At 72.2% G+C, this 25,481-nt stretch carries 26 protein-coding genes; 5 read left to right on the top strand and 21 right to left on the bottom strand.

Translation table 11 applies throughout. From position 1 onward, the window contains the following. Nucleotides 1-65: 65 nt before the first annotated feature. The 3 genes from rplT to infC are packed head-to-tail and all read right to left on the bottom strand — an operon-like array spanning nt 66 to nt 1,389. Complete coding sequence (gene rplT / locus MRBLMI1_RS09605; protein ID WP_063257942.1) at nt 66-449, bottom strand: 50S ribosomal protein L20; 384 nt, start codon at nt 447-449, stop codon at nt 66-68. A gap of 29 nt (nt 450-478) precedes the next feature. Further along, the gene (gene rpmI / locus MRBLMI1_RS09600) at nt 479-673 is read right to left on the bottom strand and encodes a 50S ribosomal protein L35 (RefSeq protein ID WP_013583375.1); all 195 of its coding nucleotides are present in this window, start codon (nt 671-673) and stop codon (nt 479-481) included. Between the two features lie 47 nt (nt 674-720). Continuing rightward, nucleotides 721-1,389 (bottom strand): translation initiation factor IF-3, encoded by a 669-nt coding sequence (gene infC, locus MRBLMI1_RS09595; protein WP_367730980.1) that lies wholly within the window; start codon nt 1,387-1,389, stop codon nt 721-723. 200 nt (nt 1,390-1,589) lie between these two features. Between infC and MRBLMI1_RS09590 the strand changes: the two genes are divergently transcribed. After that, complete coding sequence (locus MRBLMI1_RS09590; RefSeq protein WP_387055929.1) at nt 1,590-2,012, top strand: DUF1844 domain-containing protein; 423 nt, start codon at nt 1,590-1,592, stop codon at nt 2,010-2,012. Between the two features lie 148 nt (nt 2,013-2,160). Here the strand turns inward: MRBLMI1_RS09590 and MRBLMI1_RS09585 are convergent, their stop codons facing one another. From MRBLMI1_RS09585 to MRBLMI1_RS09560, 6 genes are read right to left on the bottom strand one after another with little or no spacing between them, the layout of a single operon-like run. Beyond that, complete coding sequence (locus MRBLMI1_RS09585) at nt 2,161-2,955, bottom strand: SseB family protein (protein ID WP_367730654.1); 795 nt, start codon at nt 2,953-2,955, stop codon at nt 2,161-2,163. After that, complete coding sequence (gene priA / locus MRBLMI1_RS09580) at nt 2,939-3,685, bottom strand: bifunctional 1-(5-phosphoribosyl)-5-((5-phosphoribosylamino)methylideneamino)imidazole-4-carboxamide isomerase/phosphoribosylanthranilate isomerase PriA (RefSeq protein WP_367730652.1); 747 nt, start codon at nt 3,683-3,685, stop codon at nt 2,939-2,941. The genes MRBLMI1_RS09585 and priA overlap by 17 nt, the downstream gene beginning before the upstream one ends. A gap of 46 nt (nt 3,686-3,731) precedes the next feature. Continuing rightward, nucleotides 3,732-4,379 carry an imidazole glycerol phosphate synthase subunit HisH gene (gene hisH / locus MRBLMI1_RS09575; protein ID WP_367730646.1) on the bottom strand — a complete coding sequence of 216 codons (648 nt, stop codon included), beginning with the start codon at nt 4,377-4,379 and terminating at the stop codon, nt 3,732-3,734. Next, nucleotides 4,376-4,990 carry an imidazoleglycerol-phosphate dehydratase HisB gene (gene hisB, locus MRBLMI1_RS09570; RefSeq protein ID WP_367730644.1) on the bottom strand — a complete coding sequence of 205 codons (615 nt, stop codon included), beginning with the start codon at nt 4,988-4,990 and terminating at the stop codon, nt 4,376-4,378. Before hisB ends, hisH begins: the two co-directional genes overlap by 4 nt. Next, complete coding sequence (locus tag MRBLMI1_RS09565) at nt 4,987-6,081, bottom strand: histidinol-phosphate transaminase (protein ID WP_367730642.1); 1,095 nt, start codon at nt 6,079-6,081, stop codon at nt 4,987-4,989. Before MRBLMI1_RS09565 ends, hisB begins: the two co-directional genes overlap by 4 nt. A 38-nt stretch (nt 6,082-6,119) precedes the next feature. Then, a complete protein-coding gene (locus MRBLMI1_RS09560) occupies nt 6,120-6,470 on the bottom strand; it encodes a LysM peptidoglycan-binding domain-containing protein (protein ID WP_367730640.1) in 351 nt (116 codons plus the stop codon). A gap of 260 nt (nt 6,471-6,730) precedes the next feature. On the opposite strand from MRBLMI1_RS09560, the gene lexA reads away from it, so the two are divergent. Then, nucleotides 6,731-7,420 carry a transcriptional repressor LexA gene (gene lexA, locus MRBLMI1_RS09555; RefSeq protein WP_367730638.1) on the top strand — a complete coding sequence of 230 codons (690 nt, stop codon included), beginning with the start codon at nt 6,731-6,733 and terminating at the stop codon, nt 7,418-7,420. Nucleotides 7,421-7,600: 180 nt separating this feature from the next. Then, nucleotides 7,601-9,508 carry a prolyl oligopeptidase family serine peptidase gene (locus MRBLMI1_RS09550; RefSeq protein ID WP_367730636.1) on the top strand — a complete coding sequence of 636 codons (1,908 nt, stop codon included), beginning with the start codon at nt 7,601-7,603 and terminating at the stop codon, nt 9,506-9,508. A gap of 57 nt (nt 9,509-9,565) precedes the next feature. On the opposite strand, the gene hflX is transcribed toward MRBLMI1_RS09550, so the two are convergent. Then, complete coding sequence (gene hflX, locus MRBLMI1_RS09545; protein ID WP_367730634.1) at nt 9,566-11,083, bottom strand: GTPase HflX; 1,518 nt, start codon at nt 11,081-11,083, stop codon at nt 9,566-9,568. Nucleotides 11,084-11,170: 87 nt separating this feature from the next. Between hflX and MRBLMI1_RS09540 the strand changes: the two genes are divergently transcribed. After that, nucleotides 11,171-11,815, top strand: coding sequence for a class I SAM-dependent methyltransferase (locus MRBLMI1_RS09540; RefSeq protein WP_367730632.1), 645 nt, complete (start codon nt 11,171-11,173; stop codon nt 11,813-11,815). Between the two features lie 3 nt (nt 11,816-11,818). On the opposite strand, the gene dapF is transcribed toward MRBLMI1_RS09540, so the two are convergent. From dapF to miaB, 4 genes are read right to left on the bottom strand one after another with little or no spacing between them, the layout of a single operon-like run. Continuing rightward, on the bottom strand, nt 11,819-12,673 hold the full coding sequence (gene dapF / locus MRBLMI1_RS09535; RefSeq protein WP_367730630.1) for a diaminopimelate epimerase: 855 nt from the start codon (nt 12,671-12,673) through the stop codon (nt 11,819-11,821). A gap of 33 nt (nt 12,674-12,706) precedes the next feature. Then, on the bottom strand, nt 12,707-13,156 hold the full coding sequence (locus MRBLMI1_RS09530; RefSeq protein ID WP_367730628.1) for a GNAT family acetyltransferase: 450 nt from the start codon (nt 13,154-13,156) through the stop codon (nt 12,707-12,709). Continuing rightward, on the bottom strand, nt 13,153-14,115 hold the full coding sequence (gene miaA, locus MRBLMI1_RS09525) for a tRNA (adenosine(37)-N6)-dimethylallyltransferase MiaA (RefSeq protein WP_367730976.1): 963 nt from the start codon (nt 14,113-14,115) through the stop codon (nt 13,153-13,155). Before miaA ends, MRBLMI1_RS09530 begins: the two co-directional genes overlap by 4 nt. After that, nucleotides 14,112-15,662 (bottom strand): tRNA (N6-isopentenyl adenosine(37)-C2)-methylthiotransferase MiaB, encoded by a 1,551-nt coding sequence (gene miaB, locus MRBLMI1_RS09520; RefSeq protein ID WP_367730626.1) that lies wholly within the window; start codon nt 15,660-15,662, stop codon nt 14,112-14,114. Before miaB ends, miaA begins: the two co-directional genes overlap by 4 nt. A gap of 210 nt (nt 15,663-15,872) precedes the next feature. Here miaB and MRBLMI1_RS09515 point away from each other — a divergent pair, with 210 nt between their 5' ends. Then, entirely contained in the window at nt 15,873-18,482 is a 2,610-nt protein-coding gene (locus MRBLMI1_RS09515) for a helix-turn-helix transcriptional regulator (RefSeq protein WP_367730624.1), read from the top strand. Nucleotides 18,483-18,497: 15 nt separating this feature from the next. On the opposite strand, the gene MRBLMI1_RS09510 is transcribed toward MRBLMI1_RS09515, so the two are convergent. The 7 genes from MRBLMI1_RS09510 to MRBLMI1_RS09480 form a co-directional block, all read right to left on the bottom strand. Then, nucleotides 18,498-19,451, bottom strand: a complete 954-nt coding sequence (locus MRBLMI1_RS09510; protein ID WP_367730622.1) for a regulatory protein RecX — start codon at nt 19,449-19,451, stop codon at nt 18,498-18,500. Between the two features lie 101 nt (nt 19,452-19,552). Beyond that, nucleotides 19,553-20,602, bottom strand: a complete 1,050-nt coding sequence (gene recA / locus MRBLMI1_RS09505; protein WP_367730617.1) for a recombinase RecA — start codon at nt 20,600-20,602, stop codon at nt 19,553-19,555. 224 nt (nt 20,603-20,826) lie between these two features. Continuing rightward, nucleotides 20,827-21,051, bottom strand: coding sequence for a DUF3046 domain-containing protein (locus tag MRBLMI1_RS09500; RefSeq protein ID WP_367730615.1), 225 nt, complete (start codon nt 21,049-21,051; stop codon nt 20,827-20,829). 18 nt (nt 21,052-21,069) lie between these two features. Then, entirely contained in the window at nt 21,070-21,378 is a 309-nt protein-coding gene (locus MRBLMI1_RS09495; RefSeq protein WP_367730595.1) for a helix-turn-helix domain-containing protein, read from the bottom strand. 168 nt (nt 21,379-21,546) lie between these two features. After that, nucleotides 21,547-22,074: a CinA family protein gene (locus tag MRBLMI1_RS09490; RefSeq protein WP_367730593.1), complete on the bottom strand. Its 528-nt coding sequence runs from the start codon at nt 22,072-22,074 to the stop codon at nt 21,547-21,549. Next, nucleotides 22,071-22,658, bottom strand: coding sequence for a CDP-diacylglycerol--glycerol-3-phosphate 3-phosphatidyltransferase (pgsA, locus tag MRBLMI1_RS09485; RefSeq protein ID WP_367730591.1), 588 nt, complete (start codon nt 22,656-22,658; stop codon nt 22,071-22,073). Before pgsA ends, MRBLMI1_RS09490 begins: the two co-directional genes overlap by 4 nt. Continuing rightward, a complete protein-coding gene (locus MRBLMI1_RS09480) occupies nt 22,658-25,351 on the bottom strand; it encodes an FtsK/SpoIIIE family DNA translocase (RefSeq protein WP_367730589.1) in 2,694 nt (897 codons plus the stop codon). Before MRBLMI1_RS09480 ends, pgsA begins: the two co-directional genes overlap by 1 nt. Nucleotides 25,352-25,481 lie beyond the last annotated feature (130 nt).

Below are 25,481 nucleotides of genomic sequence, written 5' to 3'. Positions count from 1 at the left end.
CCGCGCTCGGGAACGCCGAACGGGCGCCCTCCGAAGAGGACGCCCGTTCGTGATGAGGACGCGTGTTACGCGGTCTTCGCAGCGTTGACGTCGCTGGGCAGCGCAGCCTTCGCGGTCGCGACGAGCGACGCGAACACGGCCGGCTCGTTGACGGCCAGCTCGGCGAGCATGCGACGGTCGACCTGGACACCCGCGAGGCCGAGGCCCTGGATGAAGCGGTTGTACGTCAGGCCGTTCTGGCGGCTCGCGGCGTTGATGCGCTGGATCCACAGACGACGGAAGTCGCCCTTGCGCTTGCGACGGTCGCGGTAGGCGTAGACGAGGGAGTGGGTGACCTGCTCCTTCGCCTTGCGGTACAGGCGCGAACGCTGACCCCGGTAACCGGAGGCGCGCTCGAGGATGACGCGACGCTTCTTGTGGGCGTTTACTGCCCGCTTGACTCTAGCCATTTCTCATTCTTCCTAACGTGCGTCGGCGCTCAGAGACCGAGGAGCTTCTTGGCGACCTTCGAGTCGCCCTTGGCCAGGACCTGCTCCTGGTTCAGGCGACGGGTGCGCTTGGAGGCCTTGCCCTCAAGGTTGTGCCGCATGCCAGCCTGCTGCTTCATGAGCTTGCCGCTACCGGTCAACTTGAAACGCTTCTTGGCGCCCGAGTGGGTCTTCTGCTTCGGCATGTCTCTTCCTTCGTTGTGTGTCCCGCCCGGGCGGGAGTCGTGGGGCCTTACTCGGCAGGGGCCGAGGAGGGCTCGTCCGGAGCGGCCGCATCTCCGCGAGACGCGCTGCGGGCCGCTTCGCGGTTCGCCGCGCGCTGCGCGTTCTGCTCGGTCTTCACTTCGGACTTGTTCTTGTGAGGGGCGACCACCATGACCATGTTGCGACCGTCGATCGTGGGGTTCGACTCCACGGTGCCGAGCTCGGCCACGTCCTCCGCGAACTTGCGCAGCAGACGCACACCCTGCTCGGGACGCGACTGCTCGCGACCGCGGAACAGGATCATGGCCTTCACCTTGTCGCCGGCCTGGAGGAAGCCCTCGGCGCGCTTGAGCTTGGTGATGTAGTCGTGCGCCTCGATCTTCAGACGGAACCGGACCTCCTTGAGGACGGTGTTCGCCTGGTTACGACGCGCTTCCTTGGCCTTCTGAGCGGCCTCGTACTTGAACTTGCCGTAATCCATGATCTTGACCACGGGCGGCTTGGAGCTCGGAGCGACCTCGACCAGGTCGAGGTCCGCTTCCTGGGCCAGGCGCAGCGCAGCTTCGATTCGGACGATGCCGACCTGCTCGCCGTTGGGTCCGACGAGACGGACCTCCGGGACTCGGATGCGCTCGTTGGTGCGGGGATCGCTGATGCGGGACTCCTCTTGTCTTCGTTGATGGCCGCCGCGATCCATTGGGACCACGGGCGAAGAGAAGTCACACCACCCGGCACGGTGCTGTCAGCACCGGCTTCTGCACCCTGACGACCCCGTGCGAGACGGAGCGGAGTGCGGGAACCCGGTAGCCTGGAGCGGCAAGCGCGGGTGGGATGAAATCCTCTTTCGTTCGGAGCAGAACACTCCGAAGCCCGCCATAGTCTAGCAGAGAGATACACGTGGACACGATCCCCTCCGACCCGCACGACCACGACGCCGCGAACGGCTCCGGTGAAGACGCCGAACGCCTGGCCCGCTGGGAGGAGCAGGAGCGCGTCTCCGCCTCCGCGACGCGCGACATCGCCGACGTGCCGGCGGTCGAGGTCATCACGACCACGGCGGTCCACCTCATGAGCGCCGCGGCGGTCAAGGTCGGCCTCGCCGACGACCCGCAGCACCAGACCGACCTCGATGAGGCCCGCAAGCTCATCAACGCCCTCGCCGGCCTGATCACCGCCGGAGCCGCCGAGATCAGCGACATGCACGCCCGGTCGCTGCGCGACGGCCTGCGCTCCCTGCAGCTCGCGTTCCGCGAGGCGTCCGTCATCCCCGACCCCATCGGCAAGGGACCGGGCGAGAAGTGGACGGGCCCCGTCACCTGATCGAGGGTCGCCGCATGCCGCCGGGGCAGGCGGGGGCACGAGGACAGGACGATCCCACGGCCGACAGCATGTCTTCGGCTCGGAGCCTGTCTCGGTGACGGTGCGGGCGGGACCGATGCCATCGGCACCTCCCCCACGACGGTCGGGGTCAGGCGTCCTGACTGCGGTGGAGCTTGACCGTCAGCGAGTCGACGAGCACCGCGACGCGGTCGTCGCCGGCCCAGCGCCGCGCGAGGCGCGCGAGGACCGCGTCCAGCTCCTCCTGCTCCAGGCCCGACATGAGCTGCAGGTGCACGACGAGCTCGGGACCGCGCAGGCGGCCGGTCGGGTCACCGGGCTGCACGGCGAGGTCCAGCACCGCCAGCTCGCCGGAGATGCTCTCCTGCAGTCCGGTGAAGACCGCCGGCGAGGTGTGGGCCGACTCCCAGGCCTCCCCCTGGGCGATGGCCCAGACCGCCGGACGGCGGAGGACGAACTCCGTCTCCGACGCGGGGTCGATGACGATCAGCTCGGTGTCCTCGTTCGCGGCGGCCAGCGCCGTGCGCCGACCGTCCGCCGGCACGGGGCGGGCCGCGGCGTCCCACCGCTGCAGCGCGTCGACCGATGTGAACACCGGCAGCACCTTGCGGCCGTCCGGGGCCGCGACCGTGACGATCGACAGCTCCTGCGTCTTGTCGACCTCCAGGCCGTGGGGGCCCACACCGTGGTCGCCCTTCTCCGCGACGAGGGGGATCAGCAGGCGCGCGTCACGGTAGGCGTCCACGACCGCGCGTGCCTCGCCGTCTCCGGTGTGGAACGCCAGCAGCGCGGACAGCAGCGCCGGGTCGGCCGATCCGTCGTCGCCGGAGTGCGGGTTCTGCTCGAAACGCCGCCCCTCCCAGGGCACGCCGGCGGAGTCCGCCCCGTGCCCGTGGCCGTGCGGTCCGTCAGCCTCCGGCGACATCCAGAGCCTCTGCGAGCGTGAACTGGCCCGCGTAGAGCGCCTTGCCGACGATGGCGCCCTCGACGCCGAGGGGGACGAGCTCGCGCAGCGCGGCGATGTCGTCGAGGCTGGACACCCCGCCCGAGGCCACGACCGGCTTGGGCGTGCGCTGGGTCAGCTCGCGCAGCAGCTCGAGGTTGGGTCCGCGCAGCGTGCCGTCCTTGGTGACGTCGGTGACGACGTAGCGGCTGCATCCGGCGTCCTCGAGGCGGTCCAGGACCGTCCACAGGTCGCCGCCGTCGCGGGTCCACCCGCGCGCCGCGAGCGTCGTCCCGCGCACGTCGAGACCGACGGCGATGGCCTCGCCGTAGCGGTTGATGACGTCGGCGGCCCACTCGGGGTTCTCCAGGGCGGCGGTGCCGAGGTTGATCCGGCTCGCACCGCTCTCGAGGGCGGCCTCCAGGGACCGGTCGTCGCGGATGCCGCCGGAGAGCTCGACCTGCACGCCGCGCACGTTCTTGATGACCTTGCGCATGACCGCCGCGTTGCTGCCGCGGCCGAAGGCGGCATCCAGGTCCACCAGGTGGATCCAGGTCGCTCCCTGACGGGCGAAGTCGAGGGCCGCGTCGACGGGGTCGCCGTAGCTGGTCTCGGTGCCCGCTTCGCCCTGGGTCAGGCGGACGGCCTTGCCGTCGGCGACGTCGACCGCGGGAAGCAGCACAAGTTCGGGCGTGGACGCGAAATCGTTCATGGCTCCTCGTGCCCGGCGGCGCGTCTCGCCTGCCCTGGGCACGAGGTCACACAGTAGTCGTGCGCAGGCCGTCGATCCAATTCGCCAGCAGGCGGATGCCCGCCTCGCCGGACTTCTCCGGGTGGAACTGCGTCGCCGCCAGCGGCCCGTTCTCGACCGCCGCGAGGAACGGCGCGCCGTAGGTGCACCAGGTCAGCGTCGGCTCCGGGAAGGGCGGGGTCACCTCGAGGGACCAGTCCTGCGCCCCGTACGAGTGCACGAAGTAGAAGCGCTCCTTCTCGATGCCCTCGAACAGGCGCGAGCCCGCGCCCGCGTCGACGGTGTTCCAGCCCATGTGCGGCAGGACCGGCGCGGCCAGCTCGGCGACCGTTCCGGGCCACTCCCCCAGTCCCGCGGTGTCCGCGCCCCGCTCGACACCGCGTTCGAACATGACCTGCATGCCGACGCAGATGCCGAGCACGGGACGACCGCCCGCGAGGCGTCGGTCGATGATCTCGCCGCCCCGGCTGGCATCCAGGGCCCCCATCACGGCGCTGAAGGCGCCGACACCGGGGACGAGGAGACCGTCGGCGTCCATGAGCAGGGCGCGGTCGCTGGTCAGGCGCGCGTCGGCGCCGGCCTCGATGAGCGCCTTGACCGCCGAGTGGACGTTGCCCGACCCGTAGTCGAAGACCGCGACGACCGGACGGCTCACAGGGCCCCCTTGGTGCTCGGGATGCCGTCGACGAGCGGATCCAGCGCCTTCGCCTGGCGGAAGGCGCGGGCGAGCGCCTTGTACTCGGCCTCCGCGATGTGGTGCGGGTCCCGGCCACCGAGAACGCGGACGTGCACCGTGAGACCGCCGTGGATCGAGATGGCCTCGAAGGAGTGGCGCACGAGCGAGCCGGTGAAGTGGCCGCCGATCAGGTGGTGCTCGAAGCCGGCGGGCTCACCGGTGTGGACGAGGTAGGGACGGCCGCTGATGTCGACGACCGCCTGCGCCAGCGCCTCGTCGAGGGGCACGAGCGCATCGCCGTAGCGGGCGATGCCGGACTTGTCGCCGAGCGCCTGACGGATCGCCTGGCCGAGCACGATGGAGACGTCCTCCACGGTGTGGTGGGCGTCGATGTGGGTGTCGCCGGTCGCCCGGACCCGCAGGTCGGTCAGCGAGTGCTTCGCGAACGCGGTCAGCATGTGGTCGAAGAACGGCACGCTCGTCGAGATCTCGCTGTGGCCACGGCCGTCCAGGTCGAGCTCGAGCTCGACGTGGGACTCGCTGGTCTCACGCGAGATCGAGGCGGAACGGGGCGAGGCGGAGCCGGTCATGCCCGCGATCCTACCGAGGCCAGCGCGTCCAGGAACGCGGTGGTCTCGTCCGCCATACCGGCGGTGACGCGCAGGTGGTGCGGGATGCCGACGTCGCGGATGAGCACACCGCGGTCGTACAGGCCCTTCCACGTCGCGGCCGGATCGTCGACTCCGCCGAAGAGGACGAAATTGGTCCACGACTCGTGCGCGACGTAGCCCAGGGCCGACACGGTCGCGGAGATCCGGTCGCGCTGCGCGACGATCTCATCGACCATCGACAGCATCGTCTCGGCGTGCGCGAGAGCGGCGGTGGCGGCCGCCTGCGTCAGAGCGGACAGGTGATAGGGCAGCCGAACGAGGCGGAGCGCGTCGACGACCGCCGGGTCCGCGGCGAGATAGCCCACGCGCGCCCCGGCGAAGGCGAACGCCTTGCTCATGGTGCGCGAGACGACCAGACGCGGGCGGTCCGGGAGGAGCGACACGGCGGACGGCTCGTCGCGCGGGGCGAACTCCTCGTACGCCTCGTCCACGATGACGATGCCGTCGGTCGCGGCGTACACCGCTTCGACGACGTCGAGACGCAGCGGCGTTCCCGTGGGGTTGTTCGGCGCGCAGAGGAAGACGATGTCGGGCCGCTCGCGGTCGACCTGCTCCGCCGCCGACTCCGCGGTGAGGGAGAAGTCGTGCTCGCGCGTCCCGGCGATCCAGGTGGCGCCGGTCGAGCGGGTGAGCAGCGGGTACATCGAGTAAGTCGGCGCGAACCCCATGGCCGTCCGCCCGGGACCGCCGAACGCCTGCAACAGGTGCTGGAGGACCTCGTTCGAGCCGTTCGCCGCCCAGATCTGCTCACGGTCGAGGCCGTGCCCGAGGTAGTCCGCGAACGACTCGCGCAGCGCGGTGAACTCGCGGTCGGGGTAGCGGTTGACGTCGCGGAGCGCACGGGCGACGGCGTCGAGGATGTCGTCGGCCACCTCGGAGGGCACCGGATGCGTGTTCTCGTTGACGTTGAGGGCCACGGGAAGGGCGGCCTGGGGCGCTCCGTAGGGGGTCATGCCCCGGAGATCGTCGCGAAGGGGGAGGTCGTCGAGCCGAACAGTCACCTCACCCATCGTAGGCGGCGGCGCGGCCGTCAGCGTCGGCGCCCCGCTCAGCGCTGGACGGTGTACTCGGACGGGATCGCGATGCGCTGACCGGCCGACACGACGCCGTTCTCGAGCGCGTTCAGGCGGGTGATCTCCGCGACCACGTCGCGAGGATCGGCGCCCGGGGCCACGTCCTCGGCGATCGACCAGAGGGTCTCGCCGCTCATGACAGTGACCTCGGTGAACGAGCCCGCCGGTGCGCCGCTGTCGAGCGAGGCGAGTGCCGCTCCCCCGCCCAGCGCGGCCACCGTCAGCGCGATGAGCACCGGCAGCGCGGCCAGGAAGGCCACGACGCGGCGACCGCGGACGGTCAGGCGCAGGCGGGTGGTCGGTGCGGGGGCGGCGATGCTGGTCATGGTGTGCTCCTTGAGGGGGAGAGATTCGCACCCCGCCCTCGGCCGGGAGGACGGTGGTGCGAATCTGTATTCCGAATCTATCTTCGATACAGTTCGAGTGTCAACACCGCTTCGCTCGGAATCCAATCGAACGCGACACGCGCGCGGTCCACAGGATTCGCCTCTCTGAGCGGATACGGTTTCGACACGGAGACCTCACCACGAACCTCCGACATTCGAATTTCCGCCGCATGCCCCGTGCGGCGCGAGGGGAGCAGACGATGACCGACGCGACGACCGCGGGCGGGCGCGACAGGCCGCAGACCCGTCGGCGCAAGAACCTCAGCGACAAGCAGCTGGCGATCCTCGAGGTCATCCAGCGCTCGATCGCGCGGTACGGCTACCCGCCGAGCATGCGCGAGATCGGCGACGCCGTGGGGCTGAAGTCGCTGTCGAGCGTCACCCACCAGCTCAACCAGCTCGAGCTCAGCGGATACCTCCGCCGCGACCCGGGCAAGACCCGCGCGATGGAGGTGCTGATCGACCTCCCCGGCGCCGCCGCCGAGAACCCCGCCGACACCGCGCCCGCCCTCGGCGACGCCGCCCTCGTGCCGCTCGTCGGGCGCATCGCCGCCGGCGTGCCCATCACGGCCGACCAGCAGGTCGAGGAGATCTTCCCCCTCCCCCGCCAGCTCGTGGGCAAGGGCGAGCTGTTCATGCTCAAGGTGTCCGGCGACTCGATGATCGACGCCGCCATCTGCGACGGCGACTGGGTCGTCGTCCGCTCGCAGGCCACCGCCGAGAACGGCGAGATCGTCGCCGCCATGCTCGACGGCGAGGCCACCGTCAAGACGTTCCGCCGCCGCGACGGCCACACGTGGCTGCTCCCCCGCAACTCGGCGTTCGAGCCGATCCTCGGCGACGAGGCCGTGGTGCTCGGACGCGTGGTGGCGGTGCTGCGCGCGGTCTGACCGCGAGCCGACACGACAGAGGGCCGGATGCCGCCGGGAGGGGTGGCATCCGGCCCTTCGTCATGTCGCCGGGCGCGCGGAATCGGAGGACGGCCGCGGAATCGGACCAGACGCGGCCCCCGGTCCGAATCCGGCGCCGTCATCCGACGGCGCGCCCCGCGCTTTTCGTAGGCTGGGCCGATGGACACGCTCCCCTACGGTTCCTGGCCCTCCCCCGTCACCGCCGAGGCGGTCTCGCGCGCGACGCCGCGCGTGGACGGCGCACGACTCGTCGGCGACGAGGTGTGGTGGGGCGAGTCGGTCCCCGCCGAGGGCGGCCGCGTGGCCGTCAAGCGCCGCCGGGCCGACGGCGTCGTCGACACGATCCTCCCCGCCCCCGCGAACGCACGGTCCTCGGTACACGAGTACGGCGGCGGCGCCTGGACCGCCTCCGACGACGGAGAGCTGTTCTACGTCGAGAAGACCGACCAGCGGGTGTACGGGCTCCGCCCCGGTGCGGAGGCGCGTCCGCTCACGCCGGCGTCCGACACGGACCGCCACGGCGGCCTGACGTGGCAGCACGGCGCCCTGCTCGCGGTGCGCGAGCGGCACGGCGACGGGCGCGTGCCCGACCGGGCGATCGTCCGCATCCCCACCGACGGCTCCGGCGCGGAGGACGCCGACGCGGTCGCGACGCTCGCCGCGGGCAGCACCTTCCTCGCGCAGCCCGCCCTGTCGCCCGACGGCTCCCGTCTCGCGTGGATCGCGTGGGACCATCCCGACATGCCGTGGGATGCCACGCGCCTGCGCGTCGCGGACCTCTCGACGGGCGAGGTGCGCGACCTCGCCGGCGGCGAGCGTCGCGCTCCCCTGCAGCCGGTGTGGCTGGCCGACGACGAGCTGCTCTACGCCGACGACCCGGACGGGCGCTGGAACCTCGTCCGGCACCGTCTCGACGGCGCGCCGCAGCCGGTGGCGCCCGCGGACGCCGACACCGGCGGCGGACTCTGGGTGCTCGGCACGCGGTGGTTCGATGCGACGGCCGACGGCCGCATCGTGGCCGTGCGCACGAACGGCGCCGACGACGTCGTCGAGATCGCCCCCAGCGGCATCCGTCCCCTCCCTCTGCCCGTGGTCGCGGGGGCCGCCGTCGAGCACGCCCGCGACGCCCGCGTGCTGGTGTCGGGGGCGGACGCGCACGGACGGTCCGGCCTGTGGCTGATCGACCTCGACGCCCCGGAGTCCGTCCTGCCGGTGGCCGGCGGCGACGCCGCCTGGGGGGACGAATGGATGCCGCCCGCCCGCGCCCTCGTCACCGAGGGGCCGCACGGCCCGGTGCACGCGTTCGCCTACGCGCCGACGAACCCGGGCGTCGTCGCCCCCGCCGACGAGCGCCCGCCCTACGTGGTCCTCGTCCACGGCGGCCCCACCTCGCACGTGGGACCCGCGCCGTCCGCGAAGACCGCCTTCTTCACCAGCCGCGGCATCGGCGTGCTCGACGTCAACTACGGCGGGTCCACCGGGTACGGCCGCGCCTACCGGGACCGCCTCAAGGGCCAGTGGGGCGTGGTCGACGTGGACGACGTCGCCGTCGCCGCATCGGCCCTGTCGGAGGCCGGACTGGCCGACCCCGGCCGCATCGCCATCGCGGGCGGCTCCGCGGGCGGGTGGACGGTGCTGGCCGCGGTGACCACCACCGACGTCTTCGCCGCCGGGATCTCGCGCTACGGCGTGGGTGACGCCCGCGCCCTCGCCGAGGACACGCACGACTTCGAGGCGCGCTACCTCGACGGGCTCATCGGTCCGCTGCCCGCCGCGGAGGACGTCTACCTCGAGCGCTCCCCGCTGAGCCACCCGGAGCGGTTCCGTGTCCCGCTCCTCATCCTGCAGGGGTCCGAGGACCGGGTCGTCCCGCCGTCGCAGGCGGAGGCCATCCGGGACGCCCTCGTCGCCCACGGCGTGCCGCACGCGTACGTGCTCTACGAGGGCGAGGGGCACGGGTTCCGCCGCGCGGAGACCGTGGTCGACTCGCTGCAGCGCGAGCTCGCCTTCCTCGGCGCCGTCTTCGGCTTCGCGACGCCCGGCGTGCCGGCTCTCGTCCTCGACTGATCCCGGATGCCACGGACCCCCGCCGATGCGTGATCGACGGGGGTCCGTGGTCTCGGGTCAGGCCGCGAAGGGCTCCAGCTCCGCCGCGAGGCGGGCGCCCACGTGGGCGTGGAGGAAGGTGCCCTGCTCGCGGTGCTCCTGCGCCACGATGAGGCCGGTCTCGTGCACCGCGGAGACGAGGTCGCCGCGGTCGTAGGGCACGACCGCCTGCACCTCGACCGCGGGGAGCGGCAGGGCCTCCTCGACGGCCGCGCGCAGCTCGTCGATGCCCTCGCCGGTGCGCGACGACACGAACAGCGCCTGCGGCGCGAGTCCGCGCAGCACGAGCCGGTCGTCGGGGGCGAGCAGGTCGGCCTTGTTGAACACGACGATCTCGTGGCCGAAGTCCGCGTCCACGTCGCCCATCACGTCACGCACCGTCGACAGCTGCGCCGCCGGGTCCGGGTGCGACGCGTCCACCACGTGCAGGATGACGTCGGCGCCGCCGACCTCCTCCAGCGTGGAGCGGAACGCCTCGACGAGCTGGTGCGGCAGATTGCGCACGAACCCGACGGTGTCGGTCAGCGTGTACACGCGGCCGTCGCTCGTCTCGGAGCGCCGGACGGTGGCATCCAGGGTCGCGAACAAGGCGTTCTCGACGAGCACGCCCGCACTGGTCAGCCGGTTCAGCAGACTCGACTTGCCGGCGTTGGTGTACCCGGCGATCGCGACGGACGGGATCGTGTGGCGCTTGCGCTCGGCGCGCTTGGCCTCGCGAGCGGGCGCGAAGTCGCGCAGCTGCTTGCGCAGGAGCGCCATCTTCGTGCGGATGCGACGACGATCGAGCTCGATCTTCGTCTCACCCGGTCCGCGCGAGCCCATGCCCGCACCGCCCGCGCCGACCTGTCCACCGGCCTGACGCGACATCGAGTCACCCCATCCGCGCAGTCGCGGAAGGAGGTACTCGAGCTGGGCGAGCTCGACCTGCGCCTTGCCCTCGCGGCTCTTCGCGTGCTGGCTGAAGATGTCGAGGATCACCGTGGTGCGGTCGATGACCTTCACCTTGACGACATCCTCCAGCGCGCGGCGCTGGCTGGGCGCGAGCTCAGTGTCGGCGATGACGGTGTCGGCGCCGACGGCCGCGACGATGTCGCGCAGCTCCTGGGCCTTGCCGCGGCCGACGTACGTCGCCGGATCGGGGTGCGGACGGCGCTGGAGGACGCCGTCGAGCACCCGTGCACCGGCCGTCTCGGCCAGGGCGGACAGCTCGCGCAGCGAGTTCTCGGCATCCGTCTGCTCCCCCTGCGGGTGGACGCCGACGAGCACGACGTTCTCCAGGCGAAGCTGGCGGTACTCGACCTCGGTGACGTCCTCGAGCTCCGTGGACAGCCCCGGGACGCGGCGCAGCGCCGCGCGCTCCTCGCGATCCCACTGGTCGCCGTCGGTCTCGCCGCCGTACGCGGTGGTGGCATCCTGGAGCGCCTGGGCAGCACCGAAGACCCGGACCCCGCGATGCGCATCGGCGCGCGAGAGCACGCGGTCCACCGGGTCCACCGGCGACGCGTCCGTGCTCAGGGGTGTGGTCTGATCGGTCATGTGTTCCTTTCGTCCGCGGGCGTCCCGCGGCATGTTGGCACTTTAGCTCCCCCGGCATCCGGGGTCGCCGTCGGCTACGCTTTCGGCATGGGGAGCGACCACTACTTCAGCGCGTCGCCGTCGAGTCCCGAACAGCTCCGCCGTCTGCGCGTCGCCCTCGCCGGGCGCGACCTCGAGGTCACCACCGCCGGCGGCGTCTTCAGTCCGGATCGTCTGGATGCCGGGACGTCGGTGCTGCTGGCGAACACACCTCCCCCGCCCGCCGGTGGAGACCTGCTCGACCTGGGATGCGGGTGGGGTCCGATCTCACTGACGCTGGCGATGGACGCACCGCACGCCACCGTCTGGGCCGTCGACGTCAATGAGAGGGCGCTGGACCTCGTGAGGCGCAACGCGGAGCGTCACGGCCTCGAGAACATCAACGCCGTCCGGCCCGAGGATGTTCCCGACGACGTCGTCTTCCGCACGATCCGGTCCAACCCGCCGATCCGCGTGGGCAAGAACGAGCTGCACGGCATGCTCGAGCACTGGATCCCCCGGCTCGCGGAGCGCTCCGACGGCTGGTTCGTCGTCCAGCGGAACCTGGGGTCGGACTCGCTGCAGCGATGGCTCGCGACGACGTTCCCCGACGGCTTCGGCGTCACGCGGGCCGCGACCGGCCGCGGCTACCGCGTCCTGCGCGTGCGCCGCCACGGCTCGCCGCCGAGCGGGCCGATCGACGTCGTGTCCTGAGCCTCAGGCGAGGGCGACCTCGCCGGTGAAGACGAGGGATGCCGGACCGGAGAGGTAGACGCGACCCTCCGACACGCGCACGCCGAGCGTGCCGCCGGGGGTGTCGACGATCCAGGAGTCCGGGGCGGCCGAGCCCGCCCAGTGCCGGACGGCCAGCGCCGCGGCGGCGACGCCGGTGCCGCAGCTGAGGGTCTCGCCGACGCCGCGCTCGAACACCCGCAGGCTGATCGCACCGACGCCCTCGCGGACGAGGGGGTCGGCCGGGACGACGAACTCGACGTTCGCGCCGTGGCGGGGAGCCGGGTCGAGGACCGGCTGGAAGGTGAGGTCGAGGCCGTCGAGCTCCGCCTCGGACGACAGTGCGACGACGACGTGCGGGTTGCCGACGTCCACGCCCACGCCGGGACGGGCGACGGGGAGTCCCTTCGCACGGACGAGGGTCTCCTCGGCCTCGATCGCGAACGGTCCCAGGTCGACCTCGTAGCCGCGCTCGCTCCGGGTGAGCGTCTTGATGCCGGCGCGGGTGCCGATACGGAGGCCGCCGTCCAGCGAGGCGAGTCCGGTGTCGCTGAGGTAGCGGGCGAAGACGCGGGTGCCGTTGCCGCACATCTCGGCCGCGGAGCCGTCGGCGTTGCGGTAGTCCATGAACCATTCGGCGCCGGCCGCGGCGGCATCCGCCCCCTCCGCGATCGCCGTGGAGCGCACCACGCGGAGCAGGCCGTCCCCGCCGATGCCGAAGTGGCGGTCGCAGAGGGCCGCGACCTGGCCGTCGGCGAGGTCGAGCTCGCCGTCCGGGTCCGCGATCACCACGAAGTCGTTGCCCGTGCCGTGGCCCTTGGTGAACGCGAGAGTCGCCATGCCCTCCAGTCTAGGCAGGACCGCCGAGGGCGCTCACGCGAGGGCGGGCGGTCCGCCGGGACCGTCGACGATGAGCCGACGGCCCGTCGCCCAGATCTCGAACGGCTCGTACCCGAGCGCGTCGTAGAAGCCGCGGGCGCCGGCGTTGTCGGGGCGCACCATGAGCTGCACCTTGGGGCAGCCCATCGCCTCGAGCAGCCGCTCCGCCTCCGCGACGAGGCGGCGACCGATGCCCTGCCCGCGGTGCGACTCCGCGGCGGCCAGGTAATACAGCCATCCGCGGTGCCCGTCGTACCCGGCCATGACGCTGCCGACGACGGCATCGCGATCGACGGCGACGAGGAACAGCTCCGGCTGCACGATGAGCTTCCGTCGGATGTCGGCGCGGGGGTCGTTCCAGGGCCGGGTCAGCCCCGCCTCCTCCCACAGCGCCACCACGGCGTCCTCGTCGGCGGCCGCGAAGGCCCGGATCTCGACGGTCATCGCGTCTCTCCCTCCGCGGATGCCAGGTCGACGGCATCCACTCTCCGCGCATCGACCCAGCGGGCCCAGGCATACCGCCGGAACCACGACACCTGACGGCGCGCGTACCGCCGGGTGAGCGCCTGCGTCTCGGCCACGGCCTCGTCGCGCGTGAGGTCGCCGCGCAGCTGACCGAGGGCCTGCGCGTACCCGATGGCCCGGCTGGCCGTCACGCCCCGCTCGAGCCCCTGGGCGCGCAGCTGCGCGACCTCCTCGAGAAGGCCGTCCGCCCACATCCGCTCGACCCTCGCGTCGAGCAGCGGGACGAGCTCCTCGCGGTCGATCGCGGTCGCCACGATGGTCGTCTCCGGATGCCAGAGCGACGGCGCCGCGGGAAGCGCACCGCCGTGCGTCTCGCCGCCCTGCGCCAGGACTTCGAGCGCGCGGACGACGCGGCGGCCGTTGCGGGGGTCGATGCGTTCCGCGGCGGCCGGGTCGGCCTCACGGAGCCGTGCGAAGAGAAGGCCCGCGCCGTGCTGCTCGAGCTCGGCCTCGAGCTCGGCGCGCAGCCTCTCGTCGCGAGGCGGGAAACGGAAGTCCCACAGCACGCTGGACACGTACAGTCCCGAGCCGCCGACGAGGATCGCGTCGGCGCCGCGGCTGTGGATCCCGGCGATCGTCGAGCGCGCCTCGTCCTGGTACCAGGCGACGGCGGCCTCGTCGGTCACGTCGAGCGCGTCGAAGAGGTGGTGCGGGATGCCGCGCCGTCCGGCATCCAGGATCTTCGCGGTCCCGATGTCCATTCCGCGGTACAGCTGCATCGCGTCGGCGTTCACGACCTCGGCCGCGCGGCCCCGCTCCGCCAGCGCCTCGGCCAGGTCGAGGGAGAGACCGGTCTTGCCGGTCCCCGTGGCACCGACGACGGCCCAGAGGCGCGGGGCGCTGGTCCGTTCCGTGGCCGCGGCCGCGACCACCGTCAGACGCCGACGCGCAGCGTGGGCAGGCCGAGGGAGACCGCGCGCGGCGCCCCCGCCTCTCCCGCCGGCGCCGGGACACCGCAGGACTCCGCCTGCGAGCGGTCCCAGGCGTCACCCGCGCGCGTCCGACGGATGCGCAGCGGCGCACCGTCCGGGGCGTCGGCGAGGAGGTGGAAGGGAGCGGCGTGCGTGACCGTGACCGACACGACGTCGCCGGGACGCGGCAGCGGCGAGCCCGCCGGGACCTCGAAGTGCACGAGACGGTTGTCCTCCGCGCGCCCGGTCAGCCGGTGCGTCTCGGCATCCTTCTTGCCCTCGCCCGTGGAGACGAGCACCTCGAGGGACCGGCCGAGCTGTCTCTGGTTCTCCTCGGCGGAGATACGGTCCTGCAGGGCCACCAGACGCTCGAAGCGCTCCTGGACCACGGCCTTCGGCACCTGGTCGGGCATGGTGGCCGCCGGGGTGCCCTCGCGGATGGAGTACTGGAACGTGAAGGCGCTCGAGAATCGGGACGCCTCGACGACGCGCAGCGTCTCCTCGAAGTCGGCGTCGGTCTCGCCCGGGAACCCGACGATGATGTCGGTCGTGATGGCGGCGTTCGGGATGCGCTCGCGCACCCGGTCCAGGATGCCGAGGAACCGGTCGCTGCGGTACGACCGTCGCATGGCCTTGAGGATGCGGTCGGACCCCGACTGCAACGGCATGTGCAGCTGCGGCATGACCGCGGGGGTCTCGGCCATGGCGGCGATGACGTCGTCGGTGAAGGCCGCGGGGTGCGGGCTCGTGAAGCGGATCCGCTCGAGACCCGGGATCTCCCCCGCCGCGCGGAGCAGCTTGCCGAAGGCGAGGCGGTCGCCGAACTCCACGCCGTAGGAGTTGACGTTCTGCCCGAGCAGGGTGACCTCGATCGCCCCGTCCTCGACGAGGAGGCGGATCTCGTTCAGGATGTCGCCGGGGCGGCGGTCCTTCTCCTTGCCACGGAGGCTCGGCACGATGCAGAAGGTGCAGGTGTTGTTGCAGCCGACCGAGATCGACACCCACCCGCTGTGGACGGAGTCGCGCTTCGTCGGCAGCGTGGAGGGGAAGACCTCGAGCGACTCGAGGATCTCCAGCTCGGCCTCGCCGTTGTGCCGCGCCCGCTCCAGCATGCCGGGCAGCGAGCCCATGTTGTGGGTGCCGAACACGACGTCGACCCAGGGCGCCTTCTGCTGGACGGCGTCCTTGTCCATCTGGGCGAGGCAGCCGCCGACGGCGATCTGCATGCCCTCGTGCTTGTCCTTGCGGGACTTCAGGTGCCCCAGCGTCCCGTACAGCTTGCCGGCGGCGTTGTCGCGCACCGCGCAGGTGTTGATGACCACGACGTCGGCCTCGACGCCGGCGTCGGCGCGGACGTACCCGGCGCTCTCGAGCGAGCCGGAGAGGCGCTCCGAGTCGTGGACGTTCATCTGGCAGCCGAACGTGCGCACCTCGTAGGTGCGCGATCGACCGTCGGCGGCCTGGGCGGCGAGGGACGGCGCGATCAGCGTCGGGGTGGAAAGAGGGGTCGTCATGATGCGAGCCATTCTAGGCGCCGCCGTCCGCGACGACCCCGGCGGAGCCCCCCAGGTGTGGACGGGATGCCGCCCCGCAGGGGTGTCGTGAACAGGTTGATTCCGTGCGCGCCACGGCCGGACGCGACCTGACGCCGCCGCTTATCCTGACGAAGCGCATCCCCCCATGCGCATCGTTCGCGTGCCCGCGAGCATCGACGAAGGGACCCTGTGAGAGACGAGCGCGCCTGGACCTGGTCCGATCCGCTCGTCGGCGATGACCGGGACGCGGCGGCCTCGGCGGCCCGACTCCTCTCCGGCACCTCTCTCGTCCTGGCCGGGCCGCGCGGCAGCGGTCGCAGCCACCTCGTCCGGGCGATCATGACCGAGCTGCGCTCCCGCGGGGTGTCCCCCGCCGTGGTCCGCCCGTCCGCGATCCTGGGCGACGTCCCCCTCGCCGCCCTCGACTCGTCCGGGGATCCGCGCATCACGGCGCTCCGCGCCGGCGAGGCCGCACCCGAGCCGGCGCCCATCGTCGTCGTGGACGACGCCCAGCTCCTCGATCACGCCTCGGCGACCGCCCTTGCACGAGCCGTCAGCGGCGGCCGGGCGGTTCTGCTCCTGTCGGTCATGGTTCCCCGGGCCCGGGCCCGGCACGCACCCGCCGGCGACACGGGCGTGGGCCGCGTCATGATGCGGCTGTGGCTGGACGGCTTCGCCGACCGGGACGACCTGCGCGAGATGACCACGGAGGACGCCGAGCGCCTGCTCTCCCTCTTCCCGGGTTCGGCCACGCTCGACGCCGCGACCACCGCCGGCCTGGTCTGGCGGGCGGACGGCTCGCGACGTCTGCTGCGCGAGCTCGTCGCGGAGGCCGTGCAGGCCGCCTCCGCCGGTCGGGACCCTCTGCTCGCGGTCCGCGAGCCCCCCGCGCACAGCAGGCTCGCGGGCGCGGTGGAGCTGCACGTCGCCGACCTTTCCGACGACTCCCGCAGGACCCTCGCCTTCCTCTGCCGCGTTCCCCACATCTCGATGGTGGATGCCACCCGCTTCCTGCCCCAGGACGTCCTGGAATCCCTGCTGGCGTCCGGTCTGCTGTACGCCGACGACAGTCCGGCCCGGCGTCTTACGGCCAACGAGTTGCTCGCCAGGGAATCCGCCCGGCAGCTGGGCGCGGAGCGCGTGGACGCCCTCGTGGAGCGGGCCGGCACGCGGATGCTGCGGGAGAGCGAAGAGTGGTGGAGCACGCCCATCTCCGTCGCCGTGGCCGACCGGTGGCACCGGGGCGAGTCGACCTCCCCCGAGATGGACGACATCCCGGCGGCGGTGCGCGCGCGCGTCGCCCTCGACGCCGCCCGGGCCGCCAACGACGCGGGGGACGTGGCGCGCGCCCTCGCGCACGTCGCTCGCGGGCAGCGGGCGGCGGACACCCCCGACCTCCGCGTCGAGCGTCTGTTCGCCACGGCCGTCCTCGACCCGCGCGACGGCGACGCCTTCGCGGATGTGGACGAGCAGACCCTCGCCCCCGTGACGCGGCGGCGCCTGCACCGGCTCCGCGCCGTGCTGGCCGACCGCGGCTTCTCCGCGCCGCTGCTGTCGGCGTCGGACGCGGGCACGGATGCCGAGGTGGAGGATGTGCTCGCCCGGGCCGCGCGGCACGGCGAGCAGCTGGACTGGATCTCCGCCGCGGCGGACGCGACCCTCGCCACCCGGCTGGAGGCCGCACCGGCCACCCGGCTGCGCGCCCTCGCGGCCGCGGGCATGGCGGAGACGTTCCTCGGGCGGTGGACGGTTGCCCAGTCCCACTTCCGCGCCGTGGAACGCCTGCTGGACGCCCGGACGCGTACGACGAACCTGGGCACTCTGGACCGGCTCGGCGCCATCCTGGTGCTGCTGTCGAGCGCCCAGCTGGCGGGGGCGGACGGCGGCGGAGCCGCTCAGAGGCTGCTGGCGGAGCGGATCGTCGCCGCCCGCGAGGGCGACGGTGTCGGCCTCACCGTCGCGGGGATCGCCGCCGCGATCGCCGACACGAACCTCGATCGTCCGGCGCGCGCGCTCCTGGAGCTCGAGACCGCGCTCGGTCGCGGACCGCGCACCCTGACCGGACCCGATCTCGCCCTCGTCGAGCTCGGCGTCGCCGAGGCGCTCGCGACGGCCGGCCGGGTCGAGGACGCGCGGCTGGTCTTCGACCGCGTCGAGGTCGGGGACGCCCCGCAGCTGCAGCACGCGCGCGCCTCGGTGGAGGCGACGCTGCTGATCGCCGAGGGCCGCCGGGCGGAGGCTGTCGGGCGCGCCCGCGACGCCGCGACGCTGACGCGAGGCCGGGCGGTCCCCCCGATGCGACTGAGGGATCTTTTCACGCTGCTCGTTCTCGGGGAGCTGTCGGACGCCGAGCGCGCCGAGCTCGAGCTCCTCGCCGCCGACAGCGAGCTGCCGCTCGCGGCTGTGACCCGCGAGCGCATCGCGGCGTGGGACGGCTCCGGTCCGGACCGCGACCCCCGCGAGGAGCTCCGCCTGCACCCGCACTGGGTGCCGACGGAGGCCACGGCGACGGGCGGACCGATCGGTCGGCTGTCACCGGTTCCCCTCTCCGCGGCGGGGGCGGCCGCGGGCGGCGGTCTCGAGCTCACCCGCCGGGAGCGGGAGATCGCACTGCTCGTCGACCAGGGACTGAACAATCGTGAGATCGCGGAGCGCCTTTATCTCTCCGTCCGCACGGTCGAGTCGCACGTCTATCAGGCTCGACAGAAGGTGGAAGCCAGCTCCCGCTCCGACCTGGGGCGGATCGTCGCCCGGGCCGACGCGTCACGGGGCGCCGACCCGTCGCGGTCGCGCATGTGACGCGAGCCGCGCGGCTCAGTCCTCGTCGGGGGTGAAGCGGACGCCGGTGGCGGGACGCGCCGACGGACGAGCACGCCCGATCCCCGCCTCGGCCAGAGCGGCTCGCGCGGCGTTGAGAGAGACGGAGGACGGGTATCCCCGTCTGGACAGCTGTCCGGCGAGTCGACGCAACGCCGTCTCGTAGTCCTGACCGGTCATGGCCCGCGCTTTGCCCCGTGCGAACTCGAGGGCGCGATCGTCGTCGTCGTCCGGGAGGGCGTCCACCGCGGCATCCGCCACGTCGCGCGGGATCCCCCGCTTGAGCATCGTCTGGACGACCGCGCGTCGGCCCTGTCCCTTGCGCTCCACCCCGGAGAGGGCGAGCTGCTCGGCGAGCGCTCCGTCGTCCAAGTAGCCGAGGTCGACGAAACGGTCGATCAGCTCGGTGACGAGGGCGTCGTCGACGCCCTCCACGCCGCGCAGGGCCATACGCGACTCCGACAGCGAGAGCGATCGCGTCCGCAGCTTGCGCAGCAGGACCGCCTCCGCACGGTCGCGGACCTCGTCTGGACTGGGCGCGTCCTCGTGCGCCGCCGCCGTCGCATCGCGGAATCGGGCACGGCTCTCCGCATGACGGTCCTCGTCCGTCGGCTGGGGCAGCGCACGGATCGAGGGTCCTCCCCCGGCGGAGGGGTGGTCCGCCCGCGCCGGCGAACGCAGCCACGTGGTGTGCCAGGTCGAACGCTCATCGGCGTCGGCGACATCGGACACCGGGTCGGCGCCGTCCGCGTCCCCGCCGGCGTCCCCGTCCTCGTCGGACCCGACCACCGTCGCCGTCGCCGTCCGCGCCGCCGTGCGGGCCGGGCCCGCATCGCCCGCGATGTCGTCGCCCCGGTCCCGGTCGCCGCCCTCCCGGACGGCCGCGTCGTCGTCGCCGTCCGGGTGGAGGCCACGGCGCCGGGCGGCACCCGCACCGAACAACGGGATCACCGGGGCGAGGCCGTCGTCGCCTCGACCGGCGCCTTCCCGACCCGCGGCGGGGCGGTCCTGCGCCCCGCCGCGGTCAGATCCTCGTCCGTCGCCGTCGACCATCAGGCCGGGCGACGAGCCGCCAGCTCGTCCGCGGCGGGAGCCGCCGCCGGCGCCCCGCCGATGCCGAGCTTCGTCTTGATCTTCGACTCGATGTCGGCGGCGATGTCGGGGTTCTTCAGCAGGAAGTTGCGCGCGTTCTCCTTGCCCTGGCCGAGCTGCTCGCCCTCGTAGGTGTACCAGGCCCCGGACTTCTTGACGATCGCGTGCTCGACGCCGAAGTCGATCAGGCTGCCCTCTCGGGAGATGCCGACGCCGTAGAGGATGTCGAACTCCGCCTGCTTGAAGGGCGGCGCCATCTTGTTCTTCACGACCTTGACGCGGGTGCGGTTGCCCACGGCCTCTGTACCGTCCTTGAGCGTCTCGATACGGCGGATGTCGAGGCGCACCGAGGCGTAGAACTTGAGCGCCTTACCGCCGGCGGTGGTCTCGGGCGATCCGAAGAACACGCCGATCTTCTCGCGCAGCTGGTTGATGAAGATGGCGGTGGTCTTGGTGGTGTTCAGTCCACCGGTGAGCTTGCGGAGGGCCTGCGACATCAGACGCGCCTGCAGACCGACGTGCGAGTCGCCCATCTCGCCCTTGATCTCCGCCTCCGGCACCAGGGCCGCGACGGAGTCGATGACGACGAGGTCGATCGCACCCGAGCGGATCAGCATGTCCGCGATCTCGAGGGCCTGCTCGCCGGTGTCGGGCTGCGACACCAGCAGGGCGTCGATGTCGACGCCGAGCTTCTTGGCGTACTCGGGGTCGAGCGCGTGCTCGGCGTCGATGAAGGCGGCGATACCGCCCGCGCGCTGCGCGTTCGCGATGGCGTGGAGCGTCAGCGTGGTCTTACCGGAGGACTCGGGACCGTAGATCTCGATGATGCGACCGCGCGGCAGGCCGCCGATGCCGAGCGCAACATCGAGGGCGACCGAGCCGGTGGGGATGGTCTCGATCGGTGCGCGGTCGTCGCTGCCCAGTCGCATGACCGAGCCCTTTCCGAACTGCCGGTCGATCTGGGCGAGGGCCGATTCGAGGGCCTTCTCGCGCTCTGCGGGTGAGGGCATGACGTGCTCCTAATGCTCGCGTTCCGTCGCCTATAGGCTGTCGCGCTCCCCATCGACGATGAGGATGCCCGACAAGGCGTTCAGGGTGTCGTTCGACGCTGCCCACGTTACGGAGGGCCTCCGACATCGACGCCGGCGCACCCCCGTTCCGGGGACAGGTTCGCAAGAAACCCTGTTGTGAAGGAGACTACGCCGAAATCGAACGGATATTCGACGACACGCCGTCAGCGCTGACGCGGCTCGATCCGCCCCACACCGTAGCGGCGCTCGAGCGGGACGTCCGTCTCCTGACAGAGCGCCAGCCAGACGTCGCGGGGCTCGACGCCGGCCGCGAGGGCTTCGGCACTCGTCCGCCCCCCGACGGCCGACAGGACGAGATCGGAGACCAGGTAGCCGCCTCGAGCCCCGAACTCGTCCGTGACGGCGCGATCGAATTCGCTACGACGCATCGGTCGGCAGGCCGCCGATCAATGGAGCGAGAGCTCGGGCTCGACCGCCGCGACGAGCTCGTCGGGAACGACATCGGGGAAGGTCTGCAGGCCCTCGAGGACCGAGAGCCGGTCGCCGACCTCGCGCATGATCGTGGAGATGGGAACGTCCAGCGCCTCGGCAACGGACGCCAGGATCTCGCTCGATGCTTCCTTCTGACCGCGCTCGACCTCGCTGAGGTACCCCAGCGCGACGCTCGCGCGGCTGGCGACCTGACGGAGGGTGCGCCCCTTCTGCTGACGAAGGTCACGCAGGACTTCGCCGATCTCTTGACGAACCAGGATCATTTGGGCCCCTCCTCACTGCTGATTCCTGTGCTGTCCGGGTGGACAACGGTACAACACCGATACGGTCACCCTAATGCCGCGCGCTGGGCAGAGGATGGGAATCGCCTACTCGAACCGGAATGTGTCATCATTCATTCCCGCACGTCGCCCCGCGGCATCCGGAGCCCGTCACAAGGCCATGAGAGCGCGCCGGAGGGCGATGTGAGCGGTCTCCCGGCGGATGCGATCCCGATCCCCCTGGATGACGAGGGAGTCCACGCGCGTACCCAGCGGCGTGGCCACGGCGATGTGCACCGTGCCGACGGGTTGGCCGTCCTGCTCGTCCGGACCGGCGACCCCCGTCGTCGCGATCCCCATGTCGGCGGCGCGCCCGTCCCTCCCGAGGACGTCGCGCACCCCGCGCGCCATCTGCCGCGCCACACGGGGGTGGACGGCGCCGTGCGCCTCGAGCAGCGCCGGATCGACGCCGAGCACGCTGTTCTTGACGTCGGTGGCATACGCGACGACCCCTCCCCGCAGCACCCGCGAGGCCCCGGGCACATCCACGAGAGTGGAGACCACCAGGCCTCCGGTCAGGGACTCCGCGACCGCGACGGTCCAGTTGAGCTCGGCGAGCCGGTCGATGAGCAGCGCCGCCGTCTCGCGGGGATCGCGGACGAGCGTCTGTTCGAGATCGTCGGGCACGCCGTCGATCATGAGGCCCGGCGCTTCCGGCGCGCCCCGCGCACCTCGCTCACGATGTAGTCGATCCCGGACGCGATGGTGAGCACGACCGCGATCGTCATGGTGACGACGCCGGCCCACCAGACGCCCGAACGCCAGGTGTCCGCGTCGACGAGGGCGTCCAGCGGCAGGAGCGCGATGGACAACGCGACCGCCTGCGCGACCGTCTTGAGCTTGCCCATCCATGCCGCGGCCAGCACGTGGTCGCTCACGACCATCAGGCGGTACACGGTGATCCCGATCTCCCGGACCAGGACCACGACCGTGATCACCCACGGCAGCTCGCCGAGGAGGGAGAGCCCGATGAACGCCAGCCCCGTCAGCGCCTTGTCGGCGATGGGGTCCAGGAGCTTTCCGAGGTCGCTCACGATGTCGTACTTGCGCGCGATGTAGCCGTCGATGCCGTCCGTCGCGATCGCCACGATGAAGAGGATCGCCGCCGCCCAGCGCAGACCGCCGTCCGCGCCCCCGTCGGCGAGGAGCAGCCAGAGGAAGACGGGAGCGCAGAGGATGCGCGCGATGGTGATCGCGTTGGGCAGCTGCCGCGGGACCGCCATCAGTCGCGTCCCGTCAGCTGCCAGGCGTCCTCGCTGCCGTCGTCGTCCTCGACGACCGGCAGCCCGTCGTATTGCGCGGCGACCGCGTCGGGACCGTACCGGTCGTCGGCCGCGGACGGCGCCGCCGGCTCGTCCTCCCCGCGCATGCGCGCGAGCACGGACGGGAGCTGCTCGTTGGTCACCAGCACGTCGCGGGCCTTGGAGCCCTCGGACGGTCCGACGATCTCGCGCGACTCCAGCAGGTCCATGAGACGGCCGGCCTTGGCGAAGCCGACCCGCAGCTTGCGCTGCAGCATCGACGTCGAGCCGAACTGCGTCGACACGACCAGCTCGGCCGCCGCGAGCAGCAGCTCGAGGTCGTCGCCGATGTCTGCGTCGATCTCCTTCTTCTCCGCCGCCGCCTGCACGTCGGAGCGGTACTCCGGACGGGCCTGCTGGGTGACGTGCGCGACGACCTTCTCGATCTCCTGCTCGCTCACCCAGGCGCCCTGCACGCGCAGCGACTTCGACGCGCCCATCGGGAGGAACAGCCCGTCGCCCTGCCCGATGAGGCGGTCCGCGCCCGGCTGGTCCAGGATGACCCGGGAGTCGGTGACGCTCGTCACCGCGAAGGCCAGTCGCGACGGGACGTTCGCCTTGATCAGGCCCGTGACGACGTCGACCGACGGCCGCTGGGTCGCCAGGACCAGATGGATGCCGCTGGCGCGCGCGAGCTGCGTGATGCGGACGATCGAGTCCTCGACGTCGCGCGGGGCCACCATCATGAGGTCCGCGAGCTCGTCGACGACGACCAGGAGGTACGGGTACGGCTTGAGGACCCGCTCGCTGCCGGCCGGCAGCGTGATCTCGTCGGCGACCACCGCGCGGTTGAAGTCGTCGATGTGACGGAAGCCGAACGACGCGAGGTCGTCGTACCGCATGTCCATCTCCTTCACGACCCACTGGAGCGCCTCGGCGGCCTTCTTGGGGTTCGTGATGATGGGGGTGATGAGATGCGGCACACCGGCGTACGACGTGAGCTCCACGCGCTTCGGGTCGATGAGCACCATGCGCACGTCCGAAGGCTTCGCGCGCATGAGCAGGCTCGTGATCATCGAGTTGACGAAGCTCGACTTGCCGGAGCCGGTCGAACCGGCCACCAGCAGGTGGGGCATCTTGGCCAGGTTGGCCACGACGTAGCCACCGCCGACGTCCTTGCCGACGCCGATCGTCATCGGGTGCGTCGAGCTCGTCGCGGCCGTCGACCGCAGGACGTCGCCGAGCGTGACGATCTCGCGGTCGGCGTTCGGGATCTCCACGCCGATGGCGCTCTTCCCCGGGATGGGCGCGAGGATGCGGACCTCGTTGGATGCCACGGCGTACGCGATGTTGTTCGTCAGCGCCGTGATGCGCTCGACCTTGACGCCGGGGCCGACCTCGATCTCGTACTGCGTGACGGTCGGTCCGCGCGAGAAGCCGGTGACGCGGGCGTCGACCTTGAACTGCTCGAGCACGCTCTCGATGGCGCGCACGACCGCGTCGTTCGCGGCCGACCGCTCGAGGTGCGGCGTCCCCGCGGCGAGGGAGCCGACCGCCGGCAGACGGTAGTTCGCCGAGGGCGGGACACCGTTGTTGTCCGCGCCGAGTCCCGAGATCCCGGGCAGATCGTCCTCCGCGCCCTCGTCCGCGGGCGAGTCGTCGCGCAGACCGCGGCCGGAGGCGGCGGCCATCGCCGCCGGGTCGAACGCCTCGGTGACGGCGTCGGGCGTCGGAGGGAGCGGCGGGACCGGGGGCGCGGCGGGCGCAGAACGCTCCGCCTCGACGAAGGCCGAGTCGAAGCCGCCCTGCGTCGTGCCCGGGCTCAGCAGCTCGGTGAGGTCGTCGGATCCGAGCGAGCCGTCGGCATCCTGCTCCCGACCGCTGCGGTTGCGTCGCCACCACGGCAGCGACTTCTCGGCGGGCTCGTCGTGGTCCGCCGGGAGGACCTTGGTCGCGGGGTCGGGGCGCTCGCTCTTCTCGGCGCCGAACATCCAGGCGTACAGGTCGCCGAGGCGCCGACCGATGCGGTTGGGCGGGGTCTTCGTGAGGATGAGGACGCTGAGGGCCGCCAGCAGTGAGAGTGCGATGTAGGCGCCGACGTCCTGCAGGACGGTCGCGAGCGGCTCGCCGACGATCCACCCGAAGATGCCGCCCGCCGGGCTGAGGACAGGCGGTCCCCCGTCGCTGGGCGCCGGTCGACCGCCGGCGACGTGGCAGAACCCGGACAGCGCGATGACGAACAGGCCGAATCCGATCCCGACGCGTCCGTTGTCGTGGACGGACGACGGATGCCGGAAGAGCCAGCCGGCCAGCAGGATGAGCAGGACCGGGAGCACGAAGGCGACACGGCCCACGATGAGGCCGAACGAATAGGCGCTGATCAGCGCAGCGGCATCCGTCCCGATGAAGAACCACTCCACGACCGCGCCGATGACGGCGAGGACGACGAGGAAGAACGGGAAGCCGTCACGGCGCTGCTCCCGATCCAGGGTCTCGGAGCCGAAGGCGCGGAACATCCCGCCGACGCCGTGGGCGACGGCCATCCAGGCGCGGGCGGCGACCGGCGGCTTCTCGGGCTCGTCGACGTAGCGCTTCGGCGCAGGAGCCGGGGCTTTCGATCGCGACGACCCCTTCGCGGGGGCGCGACCGCCGGACGGGGACGAGGTGCGAGCCATCCTCCCACGGTAGGCCGGACCCCGGACATTCGCGCGCGCCCACGCGGGGATGCCTCCAGACGCCCGCCCGTCGCACGGCTGAGGTGCGGGTCACGAGACGCCCGCCCCAGCGGCCCCGGAGACGCGGCTC

The sequence above is a fragment of the Microbacterium sp. LMI1-1-1.1 genome, assembly GCF_040815675.1.
Lineage (GTDB): Bacteria > Actinomycetota > Actinomycetes > Actinomycetales > Microbacteriaceae > Microbacterium.
Note: the sequence above shows the minus strand (reverse complement) of the source record. Positions and strands in the feature narration are given on the sequence as shown.